The sequence below is a fragment of the Aestuariibaculum sp. M13 genome (assembly GCF_024723255.1).
GTDB classification, from domain to species: domain Bacteria; phylum Bacteroidota; class Bacteroidia; order Flavobacteriales; family Flavobacteriaceae; genus Aestuariibaculum; species Aestuariibaculum lutulentum.
The window spans coordinates 1,050,018-1,065,583 of the sequence record NZ_JANIAC010000001.1; the positions used below are offsets into that span (position 1 = coordinate 1,050,018).

Annotated in this window: 14 protein-coding genes; 5 read left to right on the forward strand and 9 right to left on the reverse strand. The window is 35.0% G+C overall.

Translation table 11 applies throughout. From position 1 onward, the window contains the following. Window positions 1-54: 54 nt before the first annotated feature. Window positions 55-1,671, reverse strand: coding sequence for a phosphoenolpyruvate carboxykinase (ATP) (pckA, locus tag NO995_RS04440; RefSeq protein ID WP_258226439.1), 1,617 nt, complete (start codon window positions 1,669-1,671; stop codon window positions 55-57). Between the two features lie 72 nt (window positions 1,672-1,743). After that, complete coding sequence (locus tag NO995_RS04445) at window positions 1,744-2,130, reverse strand: DUF423 domain-containing protein (RefSeq protein WP_258226440.1); 387 nt, start codon at window positions 2,128-2,130, stop codon at window positions 1,744-1,746. A gap of 79 nt (window positions 2,131-2,209) precedes the next feature. Here NO995_RS04445 and NO995_RS04450 point away from each other — a divergent pair, with 79 nt between their 5' ends. Beyond that, entirely contained in the window at window positions 2,210-3,574 is a 1,365-nt protein-coding gene (locus NO995_RS04450; RefSeq protein WP_258226441.1) for a saccharopine dehydrogenase family protein, read from the forward strand. Between the two features lie 61 nt (window positions 3,575-3,635). Beyond that, a complete protein-coding gene (locus NO995_RS04455; protein WP_258226442.1) occupies window positions 3,636-4,106 on the forward strand; it encodes an Lrp/AsnC family transcriptional regulator in 471 nt (156 codons plus the stop codon). Here the strand turns inward: NO995_RS04455 and NO995_RS04460 are convergent. After that, entirely contained in the window at window positions 4,103-5,395 is a 1,293-nt protein-coding gene (locus tag NO995_RS04460) for a S28 family serine protease (protein WP_258226443.1), read from the reverse strand. The two genes, NO995_RS04455 and NO995_RS04460, sit on opposite strands and share 4 nt — an antisense overlap. Before the next feature lie 147 nt (window positions 5,396-5,542). Continuing rightward, complete coding sequence (locus NO995_RS04465; protein ID WP_258226444.1) at window positions 5,543-7,087, reverse strand: glycine--tRNA ligase; 1,545 nt, start codon at window positions 7,085-7,087, stop codon at window positions 5,543-5,545. Between the two features lie 110 nt (window positions 7,088-7,197). On the opposite strand from NO995_RS04465, the gene NO995_RS04470 reads away from it, so the two are divergent. Further along, window positions 7,198-7,875, forward strand: coding sequence for a ComF family protein (locus tag NO995_RS04470; protein WP_258226445.1), 678 nt, complete (start codon window positions 7,198-7,200; stop codon window positions 7,873-7,875). A 58-nt stretch (window positions 7,876-7,933) separates the two neighbouring features. Next, window positions 7,934-9,538 (forward strand): Ig-like domain-containing protein, encoded by a 1,605-nt coding sequence (locus tag NO995_RS04475; protein ID WP_258226446.1) that lies wholly within the window; start codon window positions 7,934-7,936, stop codon window positions 9,536-9,538. On the opposite strand, the gene NO995_RS04480 is transcribed toward NO995_RS04475, so the two are convergent. Further along, window positions 9,525-10,304, reverse strand: coding sequence for an amidohydrolase (locus NO995_RS04480; RefSeq protein WP_258226447.1), 780 nt, complete (start codon window positions 10,302-10,304; stop codon window positions 9,525-9,527). The two genes, NO995_RS04475 and NO995_RS04480, sit on opposite strands and share 14 nt — an antisense overlap. Window positions 10,305-10,414: 110 nt before the next feature. On the opposite strand from NO995_RS04480, the gene NO995_RS04485 reads away from it, so the two are divergent. Continuing rightward, window positions 10,415-10,771, forward strand: coding sequence for a hypothetical protein (locus NO995_RS04485; RefSeq protein WP_258226448.1), 357 nt, complete (start codon window positions 10,415-10,417; stop codon window positions 10,769-10,771). 3 nt (window positions 10,772-10,774) lie between these two features. On the opposite strand, the gene NO995_RS04490 is transcribed toward NO995_RS04485, so the two are convergent. The 4 genes from NO995_RS04490 to ald all read right to left on the reverse strand — a co-directional run bounded on the left by NO995_RS04490 (window position 10,775) and on the right by ald (window position 15,400). Beyond that, on the reverse strand, window positions 10,775-12,544 hold the full coding sequence (locus NO995_RS04490) for a DNA mismatch repair protein MutS (RefSeq protein WP_258226449.1): 1,770 nt from the start codon (window positions 12,542-12,544) through the stop codon (window positions 10,775-10,777). 89 nt (window positions 12,545-12,633) lie between these two features. After that, window positions 12,634-13,338, reverse strand: a complete 705-nt coding sequence (locus NO995_RS04495) for a Bax inhibitor-1 family protein (protein ID WP_258226450.1) — start codon at window positions 13,336-13,338, stop codon at window positions 12,634-12,636. A 103-nt stretch (window positions 13,339-13,441) separates the two neighbouring features. Then, entirely contained in the window at window positions 13,442-14,140 is a 699-nt protein-coding gene (locus tag NO995_RS04500) for a zinc metallopeptidase (protein ID WP_258226451.1), read from the reverse strand. 159 nt (window positions 14,141-14,299) lie between these two features. Continuing rightward, window positions 14,300-15,400 carry an alanine dehydrogenase gene (gene ald / locus NO995_RS04505; protein ID WP_240572144.1) on the reverse strand — a complete coding sequence of 367 codons (1,101 nt, stop codon included), beginning with the start codon at window positions 15,398-15,400 and terminating at the stop codon, window positions 14,300-14,302. Window positions 15,401-15,566 lie beyond the last annotated feature (166 nt).

Here is a 15,566-nt window from a genome sequence, read left to right on the forward strand (position 1 = left end):
GGGCTGATTTAAAAATCAGCCCTTTTCTTTTGGTATTTAGTTTAGTTGATAAAGTTAAAACGCGTAGCGTTGTGGTCCTCCACGACGAATTTCTTCACTACAATGCATTTCAAACTTTTTAAAGTTTTCTCGAAACGCATTACTTAGTTTAAATGCCGTTGTATAATATTTTTCATCATCATTCCATGTTGCTCTAGGACTTAACACCGATGTTGGCACACCAGGACAAGATCTTGGTTGCGCCACTCCGAATACTGAATGAATATGATAATCGTCGTAGTTATATAATCCTAAATCGCCATTTAATACAGCATTAATCATAGCACGTGTATACTTTAATTTCATGCGTGTACCCACACCATAAGGACCACCTGTCCAACCTGTATTTACTAACCATACGTTGACTCCGGATTCTGTCATTTTAGCACTTAACATCTCTGCATATTTTGCAGGATGTAACGGCATAAATGGCGCACCAAAACAAGCTGAAAATGATGGCTGAGGCTCTACAACACCAGCTTCTGTTCCAGCTACTTTTGCGGTGTAACCCGAAATAAAATGGTAAGCGGCCTGAGCCGGTGTTAACTTAGAAATTGGAGGCAATACCCCAAAAGCATCAGCTGTTAAAAAGAATATATTTTTAGGGTTCTTCCCAATTGAAGGCTCCTGAATATTTTCAATATGATTTAACGGGTAACTTACCCTTGTATTTTGAGTGATAGAGGTATCTTCAAAAATGACATTCTTATCTGCATCAAGAATCACGTTTTCAAGAATGGCTCCTTTTTTAATGGCATCGTAAATTTCAGGTTCGTTCTCTCTCGACAGGTTAATGACCTTAGCATAACAACCACCTTCAAAATTAAACACTGTATTTTCAGCGGTCCAACCGTGCTCATCATCTCCAATTAAACTGCGGTTAGGATCTGTAGACAATGTGGTTTTACCTGTACCCGATAATCCAAAGAAAATAGCTGTATCTCCATCTCTTCCAACATTTGCGCTACAGTGCATTGGCAAAGTGTTTTTATAAACCGGAAGGATAAAATTCAGAGCTGAGAAAATTCCCTTTTTAATTTCTCCCGTATACCCCGTACCTCCAATTAATGCAATTTTTCTCGTGAAATTTAAAATGGCAAAATTGTGTTGTCTTGTCCCATCTACTTCCGGATTTGCCATAAAACCTGGCGCATTAACAATCGTCCATTCCGGATCGAAACCAACTAATTCCTCTTCAGTAGGTCTTAAAAACATGTTATAAGCAAACTGGTTGCTCCATGGATACTCATTAATAACACGAATATTTAATTTATAATCTTCATCGGCACAAGCATAACTATCTCTAACAAACACCTCTTTGTTTGATAAATAATCTGTTACCTTATCGTATAAAGCATCAAACTTATCCTCTTCAAATGGAATGTTGATATCACCCCACCAAACGCGATCGCGTGTCACATCGTCTTTAACTATAAATCTGTCCTTAGGTGAGCGTCCTGTAAACTCTCCGGTATTAACAGCCAAAGCTCCTGAAGACGCTTCAATAGCTTGACCTTTCTCAATAGCTATTTCATGCAACTCATCTGGCGTTAATTGATACCTTACATCGGCATTTTTAATTCCATATTTCTCCAACGAAATCGTTTTCGTAATTTGACTATAGTTTTCCATAGTTTAGTTTAAAATTATTTACTTGACAAAACTAATACAATATTTTTTAACTATTCTTGATTTTAAGATCTTTTAATAATTATTTTTTACGAAATTAATAATCATATAAATCCAAGCACTTATTAAGAAAAGTCCTCCTATTGGCGTTACAAATCCAATGGTTTTAAAGTCGAAAGCAGTTAAGGCATTTGTCGCTAAAGCATAAATAGAACCTGAAAATAAAATGACACCAATGAGCACTAAATAAAAGAGGATATTTTTGGCCTTTTCTTGCACTTTTGGAACAATACCTACAAATAGTAATAAAAATGCATGATACATCTGGTAACGTACACCTGTCTCAAAAGTATTTACGGCTTCAACAGAAACCAAAGATTTCAATCCATGAGCACCAAAAGCACCAAGAATAACACTCAACACTCCCAAAACCGCCCCAGTAATTAATATTCGTTTGTTCATATCAAAATTCTATTTTTTAAATAAATACGTTTTGTATTCACTAAATTAGTCCGTACAAAATTACTCAACTAAACTCATTATGCGAAACATATTAATCATTGGTTTAGGTAAATCTACCTCCTATCTACTTAAATATTTATTAGACAAATCGGAAGTTGAAAACCTCCACATTACCATAGGCGATTTAAACACCGAACTTGCAAAAAACATAGTCGGTTCTCATAAAAATGTCGACATAATTGAGTTAGATATTTTCAATGAAGTAGCTCGCAAAGAAGCCATAGAAAATGCAGACATTGTTATTTCCATGCTTCCGGCACGTTTTCATATAGAGGTTGCCAAAGACTGCATTAAAATGAATAAAAATATGGTAACGGCCTCTTACATCAGCCCTGAAATGCAGGCTTTAGATAATGAAGTTAAGCAGAAAGGTCTGATTTTCATGAATGAAATTGGAGTAGATCCTGGTATTGACCATATGAGTGCCATGCAGGTCATTGATCGTATTCGTGCTAAAGGTGGGAAAATGATTTTATTTGAATCCTTCACCGGCGGTTTAGTCGCTCCGGAAAGCGACAATAACCTTTGGAACTATAAGTTTACCTGGAACCCCAGAAATGTAGTAACTGCTGGTCAAGGTGGTGCTGCAAAATTTCTTCAGGAAGGCACCTATAAATATATTCCATATAATCGTTTATTCCGTCGCACCGAATTTATTGATATTGAGAATTTCGGCAGATTTGAAGTTTACGCCAACCGTGATTCCTTAAAATATCAAAGTGTTTATGGTTTAAATGACATTAAAACCTTATACCGAGGCACCATTCGCCGGGTTGGTTTTAGTCGCGCCTGGAATATTTTTGTAGCCTTAGGAATGACCGATGACAGCTACACGATAGACGACAGCGAACATATGAGCTATCGTGATTTTATAAACGCCTTTTTACCTTACAGCCCAACCGATTCGGTAGAATTAAAACTTCGTCATCAATTAAAAATTGATCAGGATGATATTATGTGGGATAAACTTGTTGAATTAGATATTTTCAGTAACACTAAAAAAGTAGAACTGAAAAAATCAACACCTGCCCAAATTCTCCAAAAAATATTAATGGACAGTTGGACCTTAGATCAAGACGACAAAGACATGATTGTCATGTACCACAAATTTGGCTATGAACTAGATGGTGAAAAACACCAGATAGATTCCAGCATGGTTGTTTTAGGTGAAAATCAAACCTATACGGCTATGGCTAAAACCGTTGGCTTACCAGTTGCCATTGCTACATTAGCCATATTGAATGGAAAAATTAAAACACCCGGAGTTCAAATACCTATTACTAAAGAAGTATACACTCCTATTTTAAAAGAACTGGAAGCCTATGGTATTCATTTTAATGAAGAAATCGTTCCTTATTTCGGCTATAACCCTTTAAACATATAAAACAGCTTTATTATTTCATTTTAAAACTAAATAATTACATTTATGTTCTAAACTAAAATGGATGAAAGCAAAAAACAGAACCATTACTATTGACGGTATCGATAAAAAAATTTTAAGAGCTTTAACTACCGATGCCCGAACCCCCATTTTAGAAATTGCACGAAATGTAGGCATTTCTGGAGCCGCTATTCATCAACGGTTACGAAAGTTAGAAAAAGCAAAACTTATTTCAGGTTCAAAGTTTATCCTTAACTCAAAAGTATTAGGATACAACACCATGGCGTTTGTTGGCATTTATTTAGATCACGCCATCAAAAACGAAGCGATTGTAAAAGCCTTAAAGCGCATTCCGGAAGTGCTCGAATGTCATTACACTACCGGTACCTACAACATATTTATAAAATTACTTTGTTTAGATAACGCCCACCTCATGCATTTATTAAACAATGATATACAAACTATTCCCGGAGTTTTGCAAACCGAATCCATGATTTCCCTTGATCAGCAAATCGACCGACAAATACAAATTTAATTTAGGCTTATACCTAACCAATCTTTAATTGTTTTATTAAAACGTTCTCTTTCCGATGTCGTAAAGTTTTTAATACGGGCATTTCCGTGGTGTTTCCCTTTTAAAACAAACCATTGTGAATCTACAGCATCACTTTTAGGCACAGCTGTTGCCGACCAGGTATCATTTCCGCCGTAGATATAGATAAAATGATTGCCTTCAGTTTTTAACCATTCACCAATATCGGTTAACAATTCACCGCCTTTAAAATCAACTTTCATGTGATCTGGAGTAAAAGCCGCATGGGTGTTTTTATCTTTTGGTAAGGCTTTCAGCAACCCTTTAAAATCTTCAATTTCGTACCCGTAATACCCAAATTCTTCAGCAGATTGATAATAATGTGACGCGTATTTTTTCATGGTTTCATCTGAAAAGAACGTCACATCGGCCACTTTTATTAAATGTTTCACCTTGTCTTCAATGGACGCATTTTTCGAGGGAATATCGTCACAATCAGAGCCCCATTGCCAGAATGAAAACGGGTACTCTAAAACCGACAACTCAAAAGCCTGCTCATCATTAACGTAAGTATAATGTACATTTTGCCCTAAACTATAAAATTCAAGTAAAGGCAAAACTTCCTTTCTGTGCTTTAAAATATCTTTTTGAAAGTTCTCAATTTTATTTCGGCATTTGGCGGCACCAATGGTATCGAAAAATTTATAAATACGCTCGTCTTCAAAACTGTTATTAATTGGCGCCACATAAGGCACACTAACAGTAACATCATTTGGATAAAAATAACGATAAAATATAGTGGTCGCGCCACCTTTACTAACACCTGTACTCACCCATTTTCCTTTATAAATTTCTCCTAAAAGTTCTCTAATATGGTGTAAATCGGCCGTGGCTTGTTTTAAATTCAAATAGTCGTAATCTATACTTTCAGGTGAACTATCGCCGAAATAACGATGCTCGACATCAATTTGGTTGGCTTTTAAAATATCAGATAATTCGAAAACACTATTCTTGGCTTTGGTATATCCTTGAGTAATAATAACCGATGGCGCATCAAAACTTAAATGCGATAAATATACTTTTTGCTGAAAATACCCTTTTGATGCATCGGAGTGATCGATGGGCTGCTTCACTTTTAAAACATAAGCCGATTGGTAACCTTCGGGCGTATCAATTTTCTCAAAACTCACATCTGGAAGGTCGAAAAGTTGGGTTTCTAAATCGGCATGTTGTGCCACGACCTGATTAAAAAAGGCTAAACAAAAGGCAAAAACTAAATTGTATATTTTCATTATATAAATTGTTTTGATTGAAATGCTTGCTAAAAATAACTAAAACTCTTGGGCTATCGGCTTACAAATTCATCTAATATGGGGTACAAAAAAAGCCTGAGTAATTACTCAGGCTTTTTGTTTTATAAATTCTGAAGTATTTTCAGATTATTTCATTTTTAATAACCAGTTACGAACATCAACTTCTTTCTTAATGATGTCGCGTAAATCTTCAATTTTAACACGCTCCTGCTCCATAGAATCTCTATGACGAATAGTAACGGTGTTATCTTCTAAAGTATCGTGATCTACAGTGATACAGAATGGTGTTCCGTTAGCATCTTGTCTACGGTAACGACGACCAACAGCATCTTTCTCATCGTAATCTACGTTGAAATCCCACTTTAAGTCGTCTACAATTTTACGAGCTACTTCAGGTAAACCATCCTTTTTAACCAATGGTAAAATCGCTGCTTTTACTGGCGCTAATACACTTGGTAATTTAAGTACGGTTCTGGTTGTTCCGTTTTCTAATTCTTCTTCTTGTAATGAATTAGAGAAAACAGCTAAGAACATACGATCTAAACCAATTGAGGTTTCTAACACGTAAGGCACATAGCTTTTATTTTCTTCCGGGTCGAAATACTGTAATTTTTTACCAGAGAATTTTTCGTGCTGAGATAAATCGAAATCAGTTCTTGAATGAATTCCCTCTAATTCTTTAAATCCGAATGGGAATTTAAACTCGATATCGGCAGCAGCATCAGCATAATGCGCTAATTTCTCATGGTCATGGAAACGGTAGTTATCCTCACCCATTCCTAAACTTAAGTGCCACTTAAGTCTTGTTTCTTTCCAATGCTCGTACCACTCCTGTTGTGTTCCTGGTTTAATGAAAAATTGCATTTCCATTTGCTCGAACTCACGCATTCTAAAAATGAATTGTCTTGCGACAATCTCGTTTCTGAATGCTTTACCAGTTTGAGCAATACCAAACGGTATTTTCATACGTCCGGTTTTTTGAACGTTTAAAAAGTTTACGAAAATACCCTGAGCTGTTTCCGGACGTAAATATAAGTCCATTGCGTTCTCTGCTGAAGCGCCTAACTTGGTTCCGAACATTAAGTTGAATTGCTTTACGTCTGTCCAGTTTTTACTTCCTGTTAACGGATCAGCAATTTCTAACTCTTCTATTAACGCTTTCACATCGGCCAAATCTTCATTTTCTAAAGATTTTGCCATACGAGAAAGAATAGTAGTTATTTGCTCCTGGTATCCTAAAACACGAGCATTTGTAGAAACAAATTCTTCTTTATTGAAAGCATCGCCAAAACGTTTAGCCGCTTTAGCAACTTCTTTATCTATTTTAGCTTCAATTTTAGCACAGTAGTCTTCAATTAAAACATCGGCGCGGTAACGCTTTTTAGAATCTTTATTATCAATTAAGGGATCGTTAAAGGCATCAACGTGACCTGAAGCTTTCCATGTGGTTGGATGCATAAAAATAGCAGCATCAATACCTACTATATTTTCATTCATCTGCACCATAGCTTTCCACCAGTAATCGCGAATGTTTTTCTTTAATTCTGCACCATTTTGTGCGTAGTCATAAACCGCACTTAATCCGTCGTAGATTTCACTACTCTGAAACACGTAACCATACTCCTTTGCGTGAGAGATTACTTTTTTAAATTGATCATCTTGATTTGCCATGCTGCAAAAATAAAAAACCGCTGCTAACTAAGAGAATTCTTCATTAAAAATTAAGCGTGCAATACATTAATTTTTTGTTTAAGTTTATAGAACCCATTTTTTCGCAATCAATGTTTCAATCTGTTATCAATTTATTATTCCCGAAAGTGTGCTATGCATGCCTGAACACTTTGAATGATAACGAGGAAACCATTTGTATAACCTGCAGACACGATTTACCTGTTACTAATTTTCATATCAATAATGCCGATACGGTTAAAAAAGTCCTTTATGGAAGGGCAAATATTGAACACGCTACGGCCCTTTTCAGATTTGAAAAGAAAGGCCCTGTTCAGCATCTCATTCACGGGTTAAAATACAAAGGTTACGAAACTATAGGAATTATTTTAGGTGATTGGCTAGGCGGAGAACTTAAAACACTAAAGCAATATGAAAATATTGATGTCGTTATTCCAGTACCATTACACAAAAAGAAATTAAAAAAGCGCGGTTACAATCAGGTTGCAAAATTCGGACAACATATTGCTGAAGCGTTACATTGCGATTATCATGACGATGTTTTAGTAAAAGTCACCAATACCTCATCTCAAGTCAATAAAATACGGTTTGCCCGATGGAATAACAATAATGAACTTTTTAAACTGAACGATCCCAAACGCATAGAAAACAAACATATTTTACTGGTGGACGACTTGATTACTACCGGTGCAACTTTAGAAGCCTGTATTAACGTCTTGAATCAGGCTAAGAATATAAAAATAAGCATTGCCACCATGGCAATAGCCTAAACAGTTAGTCGTTATATCTTTAAAATTATGTAGGTTTGCTAAAAATTTAAAACAGGTAATGAACAAAACGTTTTCAAATGTTATTTTAATGGCCTTAATAGGCTTGGTGTTGGCTAACTGTGCGAATCGTGGAACTCCCGACGGAGGTCCAAAAGACGAAACACCACCACAAATTATAAAATCTTCACCTGAAAACTATACTACCAATTTTAAAAGCAACGAAATCAAAATTTATTTTGACGAATACATCAAAATAAAAGATTTACAGAAACAGCTTATTATTTCGCCTCCTATGGAATATCAACCAGAGGTAACCCCACAAGGTGGTGCAAGTAAATTCATTACCATAAAAATTAAAGACACTTTAAAAGCCAATACAACCTACGCCTTTAATTTCGGAAATAGTATTACCGATAATAATGAAGGTAACCCATACCCATACTATCGTTATGTATTTTCAACCGGGAGTTATATCGATTCGCTTTCTGTAAAAGGAAATATTATTGATGCTTTGAAAAGTAAACCTGAAACTTTTATTAATGTCGGACTTTATGAAGTAGACTCGACGTTTAACGATTCCATAGTTTATAACAAAGTACCAACATATATCACCAACACTTTAGATAGCGTAACGACTTTCAACATTGAAAATATAAAAGCAGGGAAATATCTTTTAATGGCGCTTAAAGACAATAATGGAGATAATAAATTTCAGCAAAAAACAGATCAAATCGGGTTTTACGACCATATCATAACCGTACCTTCAGATTCAAGTTATACCCTAAAACTATTTAAAGAAACTCTTGATTTTAAAGCGACACGACCATTTATTGCTGCACAGCAAAAAATTGCTTTTGGTTATGAAGGTAAAGTTGAAGGAATGAAAATAAATGTTGCTTCTGAAGTTCCTTCGTACTTTGAACACCGCATTACCAAAGAAGAAAAGACAGACACACTTAACTATTGGTACAGACCTAAGGTTGAAGTTGATTCTATTATTTTTAAAGTGTCGAATACCGATTATTCAAAAGACTATACAGTTAAAATTCGTCCACAGGATAAAGATTCTTTAATTATAAAAAGTATTCCGGCTAATAGCATTTCAGAGACTTTTAAAATTAAAGGAAACATTCCTTTTGTAAATTTTGACACCTCAAAAGTAAACTTGATTGATAAGGATTCTGCCAAAGTAGAGTTCTCTACAAAATTAGATAGCCTAAACAACACCTATGCTATCGATTTTAAGAAAACTGAAGATAACAACTATAAAATTCAGATTCTCCCTGAAGCTTTAACCGATTTCTTCGACAACAAAAACATAGACACCCTAAATTACACGGTGAAAACCAAGAAATCATCAGAATTTGGGTACGTGCGTTTTAATCTTGTTAACGCCAAATTACCGGTTATTATTCAGTTAACCACCGAAAAAGGGGAAGTTAAATACGAACAGGCTATTGCGAAAGCTGGCGCGGTTGATTTTGAAAATTTACCAGCAGGCATCTTTTATATCAGAGTCATTCACGATAGCAATGGCAACGGAATTTTCGATACCGGAAACTATTTAAAGAAATTACAACCTGAAGAAGTAAGCTTCTTTAAAGAAATAGAAATTAGAGCCGATTGGGGATTAGAAGAAACGTTAAATTTTACTGGAGAGTAAACACGTCTTTATCTTCTAAAAACTTAAGCTTATTACGGTAGAAATTAATATGGTTTCGCTCCAGCGTTACCACATCTACCATATCTCTGTTTGGTTTTAATTTAGATATGGCATTCCCCAATACATCGTACACTTCGGAGTTTCCGCAATACTCATTTTGTGCATCATCCATCCCTACCCGATTTACCCCAACGCAGTAACACATGTTCTCTATAGCTCGTGCTTTTAGCAAGGTATCCCAGGCAAAAATTCTCGGTTTTGGCCAGTTGGCAACATAAATTAACACATCGTAATCTTCTACATTTCTTACCCAAACAGGAAAACGCAGATCGTAACACACTTGCGGACAAATTTTCCAGCCTTTATACTCAATAATCACTTTTTTATCGCCTTTAGAAAAGACCTTATCTTCTCCTGCTAACGTAAACGTATGGCGTTTATCATATGACACTACATCTCCAGAAGGTTCAACAAACAACAACCTATTATAGTAGGATTTATTATCTTCTATAATAATACTCCCCATCACCGCCGCATTGGTTTCCTGAGCCACTTTTTGCATCCAGGACACCGTTTTGCCATCCATAGTTTCAGCAACAGCATCAGCATTCATGGTGAAAGCTGTGGTAAACATTTCGGGAAGCACAATAAGATCAACTTCTCCTTTAATCGTTTCAATTTTTTCTCTGAATTGCTTGCGGTTCGCTTTCGGATCTTCCCAAACCAAATCGGATTGAATAAGGGCTAGTTTCAATTGATCTTGCATAATATAAGTGGTTGTTAGTTAAACTAAAGATAGTAACTATTTAATATAATTTTCTAATTAATTTAACGCAACCTTTTCTTACTTTCAACATCTAAAATAAAACTTATAAAATGAAAAATCTATTATTTCTTATCATCATATTTGTTATACAATCATGCTCAAATGATGATAAAACAAATTATACCATTACAGAACAAACAATTAGTATTAACAATTCTGAAAATTTCGAATACGATTTAGGTTATTTTGGCGATGAGGAAGGTGCTAATATTTATACACAAGCTGAGCATTTTGAAATAAGTGAATTAAACAGAAATGAATACCAACAGATAATATACACCTACAAAACGCAAGATGGTTTTACAGGAGCTGATTTTGTTGAAATTAGGAAGTCTGGGTATAATATCAATACCGGTAAAACAATAATTTATGAAGCTATTAAGTTAACTATTAATGTTTCAGAGTAATTTCTAAACAATTTCCATTTTTTTCAATAAAAAAGAGGCGTTCATATTCTGGCAAACACCGCTTTTTAATTTATAGTCGAAATACAGTTCGTCGTTTATAATTTCAGCATCAAAGTAATAGTTCTTGACTGCTTCTAATTCCTGTTCTATATCACACAAACTTAAATCATGCGTTGCTATAATTCCGGTAGCATTGGAAGCCACCAGTTTTTCAACAAATTTTTTAGAACCAATCGCTTTATCGGTACTGTTAGTGCCTTTTAAAATTTCATCTAAAACAATAAAACAACGTTCATTTTTAATGGTATCGACAATATATTTTAAGCGTGTAAGTTCTGAAAAGAAATAGGAACTATCGTCGGTTAACGAATCGGTGGTTCGCATACTGGTAATGAGCTTTATTGGCGAATAGGTACTCGACTTAGCACACACCGGCAACCCCACATTAGCCATTACAATATGTAACGAAATGGTTCGTAAAAAGGTACTTTTACCTGCCATATTTGCACCAGTAACAATAAAAAACTGTTCATTATTAATGGTTACATCGCTATCAACGCGTTTTTCTTTATTCAAAAACGGATGTCCTAACTGTTCTGCCAAAATTGTTGGTCCATTTTCATGAATCTTCGGAAATACAAATTCAGGATGATTAAAAGCAAAATTTCCTAAGGAATTGTAAGCATCAAAAAATGCCACGACCTCAAACCAATCGGTTACTTTATGACCATACTTTTCTATCCATTTTTCAATGCGGTAACTATTTTTTAAATCAGTCAAGAAATAGCCATTTCCGAAAATAGCACCAATTAAATTATTTCGATTATCTAATGCATCTAAAGATCTTGAAAATGCTTTAAAAATAGCTGATGCTTTTTCTTCTCCTAACTGAATTTGCTGCTGTTTTTCTTTTAATAATTCTGAAGTAAATGTTTCCTTTTCTATTAAATCCAATAATAAAGCATATTGACGAAACGTATCTTTTACCCTATCGGTGTTGGACGACAGCACATTAATTTTCTTTAAATAGCCACCACTTACACCTAATCCAACCAAAAGCCAGTATCCCAAATATGCCGCAAATGAAAATTCAAAAAAAGCACCTATACCCAAGCCCAAAGTTACAATTGTGAATACCAACGGTAACCATTTTATAAATTTTGGCAAAAACGATTCATAGCCTTTAAGCCACGATATAATTTGCTTTGCCGGGGTTTCAACATGTACTAAACTTGAGGTTGCCGAATAATATTGACGCCATTGTGGTTTTTCGTTAAGTTCCATTATGGCCTTCTGACGCACTTCAATATTTTCAATATTATTAGCCTTTAACAAATTCGCTAAGGTTTGAGTACCTTCATTATTTGTTGTTCTATTCATAAACTGAAAGAATGAACCCCGACCAAATAAATCGATATCTAAACTGTAAAAATGCTTCGGATCTTGAAATTCTAAACCTTGATTGCGATGGTGGAAATCTCCTGATAAAATTTTAAGTTCTTCTTCATTGAGTTCCTCCAAAGCCTTATTAAAATTTCGTTTGGCTTTAACATCGTTATATTTTGTCAACAAAACAATAAATACAATAATTCCCAACAACCCAATTCCAAGTGCCAGCTGCCATTGCGCAAAGAATGTATAAATTCCACCTGCACTCAACAGAAAAACCAGTAAGCGCAAACTGCTTAACCCTGTCATTTTTCGGTAATACCTCTGAGTTTCAGCAGTATAAATATCTAGGTGTTTTTTATAGTAAAATTCTGGTGATTCCATGGTAATTATTGAAAGATATTTAATTTCAAAGTAAAGAAACAAAAAAGCCCCGAATGACTTCAGGGCTTTATTATTATTTTATGTTTTTATTAATCTCTAGACATAAAAATGCGCAGTATGTACCAAAACAATAGCATTAACGCAGCGAATAAACCTAAGGCTGCAGGTATATATTGATCGTCTGAATATTTATTAACAAGATTTGATGTTTGATATAAAATAGAACCTGCTGCCAATACACACATAGCTACCGAAAACCAAAGTCCTAAATTAAAACCAAAAAGACTTCCTGCAATAACTAAACCTATTGCAATAAAAAATCCGACCGTTAATCCGGCCTTTAAAAACGAGAAATCTTTTTTAGTTACGAATACAATAGCCGACAACCCTGTAAACAGACACAATGTAACTATGGCCGCCTGATTTAATATTTCAGGACCAGACTCCATATAAAACGCAGCAATGTAAATAATAGGAACAAAAATCAAGGCTTCAGCTAATATATAAACCCCATAGGCTAAATACTGCATATTTTTATCGGCTGTTCTTAAAGTCATACTTTCAGCATAATTGGTTACTAACATAAATCCGCCAAGCATAATTAACCAGCTCCAACCTTCTGTCATAGACAACATAAATTCTATTACAGTATCACTTTGAAGCAATAAATATTCAAATAAAACAAAAGCCAACACGCCTCCTGCTACATGAGAATACGTCTTTTTGTAAAATGCGACCTTATCTGCTTCAGATAAATCGGCGACCATTAATTTGTTTTGAATCATGTCTTCCATAAACTATTTTTTATTTAATGTTAGATGATAAATGTAATAAAAAAAGAAACCGAATTCTTACGTAATCGTAAAAATTCGGTTTCAGTACATTTTTCTGTATCAACTAATCTCTTGAGCCTCCTAATACGCGTAAGCCCCAAAATAATAAGTTTGCTAACGCTCCAATTGCTGCTACAAGATAGGTTCTTGCCGCCCATTTAAGTGCATCTTCAGAACCGGCATACTCTTCCTGAGATACCATATTTTTATTCTTTAACCATGCTAAAGCGCGATTACTTGCATCGTATTCTACAGGCAGTGTAATAAAGCTAAATAAAGTTGCCGCTGCCATAAAAACCAAACCAAGAATAGCTACATAAAAGCCCATGCCTGCACTTTCAGCTGCACCAAGAACCAGACCTCCAATAACCAACCATTGCGACATTCCTGAAGTTACACTAACTATTGGCACTAAAGCCGAGCGCATTTGTAACCACTCATAAGCCTGAGCATGTTGCACTGCATGACCACATTCGTGAGCAGCTACAGCTGCCGCTGCGGCATTACGCTGATGGTATACAGCTTCACTTAAATTCACGGTTTTATTTTTGGGGTTATAATGATCGGTTAAACGACCTGGTGTAGAAATAACCTCAACATCGGTAATACCATGATCGGCCAACATTTTCTCAGCTATCTGAGCACCAGTCATCCCATTTCTTAACTGAACCTTTGAGTATTGTTCAAATTTTCGTTTTAACTGATTACTCACTAACCAGCTTACCAGAGCAATACCTCCTATTAATATATAATATCCTATCATTGTTTTTAATTTAAATTCACAATTAAATATAACAAAAATAGCGCCATTTTTTACGGCATGATATTCTGTCAGCACCCAAAATATTGTTAAAATAAGGACATAAAAAAACGGGATATCTATTTCTAAATATCCCGTTTTAAGCTTTATTAAAATAATTTATTAAGACGCTACAAACTCTAAATCGAAAGCTTCAGCGATTTCTTTATAAACGATATCTCCTTTAACAACATTTAATCCTTTTGCTAAAGACGCGTTGTTAGCACAAGCTTGCTCCCATCCTTCGTTAGCTAATCTAATTACGTAAGGTAAAGTTACGTTAGTTAAAGCTACAGTAGAAGTGTAAGGTACAGCACCTGGCATGTTAGCCACACAGTAGTGTACTACATCATCAATGATGTAAGTAGGATCTTGGTGTGTAGTTGCGTGAGTTGTTTCAAAACATCCACCTTGGTCTACAGCAACGTCAACGATTACTGTTCCAGGACGCATATCTTTAAGCATATCTTTAGTGATTAATTTAGGCGCTTTTGCTCCTTTAATTAATACACCACCGATAACTAAATCTGTTTCTGGTAAGTGTTTTCTAATGTTGTACTCACTAGAGAACTCAGTATTTACGTTAGCTGGCATGATATCAGAGATGTAACGTAATTGCTTCATGTTAATATCCATGATAGTTACGTTAGCTCCTAAACCTGCTGCCATTTTAGCTGCCTGGATACCTACGATACCACCACCTAAAACTAATACATTTGCAGGAGGAACACCCGGAACACCACCTAGTAAAATTCCACGTCCTTTAATTGGTTTCTCTAAATATTTAGCACCTTGTTGGATAGACATTCTACCAGCAACCTCAGACATTGGAACTAATAATGGTAAAGACCCGTCAGCATCTTCTACAGTTTCGTAAGCGATACAAACCGCTTTACTTTCGATCATTGCTTTAGTAAGGGTTTCACTTGATGCAAAATGAAAATAAGTAAATACAACCTGATCTTTCTTAATTAAGCTGTACTCCTTCTCGATAGGTTCTTTCACCTTAACAATCATATCCGCTATCTCATAAACCTCTTCAATGGTTTCAAGAATAGTTGCTCCAGCTTTAATATAATCTTGGTCAAGAAATCCACTACCAAAACCTGCATCTTTTTGCACGAATACTTCGTGGTTTCTTTTAGTAAGCTCGAATACACCTGAAGGTGTCATACCTACTCTGTTCTCATTGTTTTTAATTTCTATAGGAACACCAATTTTCATTTTGAATTTATTTAAAATGTTAGTTATAAATTATTTACACCAAATAAGTCCTTTTGGTAATTTTCAGCAAATTTCCGTTTTAAATACATTATTATTAATGGTTTTAACAATAAATTATGAATTAAATAAATACTATCGATTTAGTAGGTTTATATTGAGGATTTTT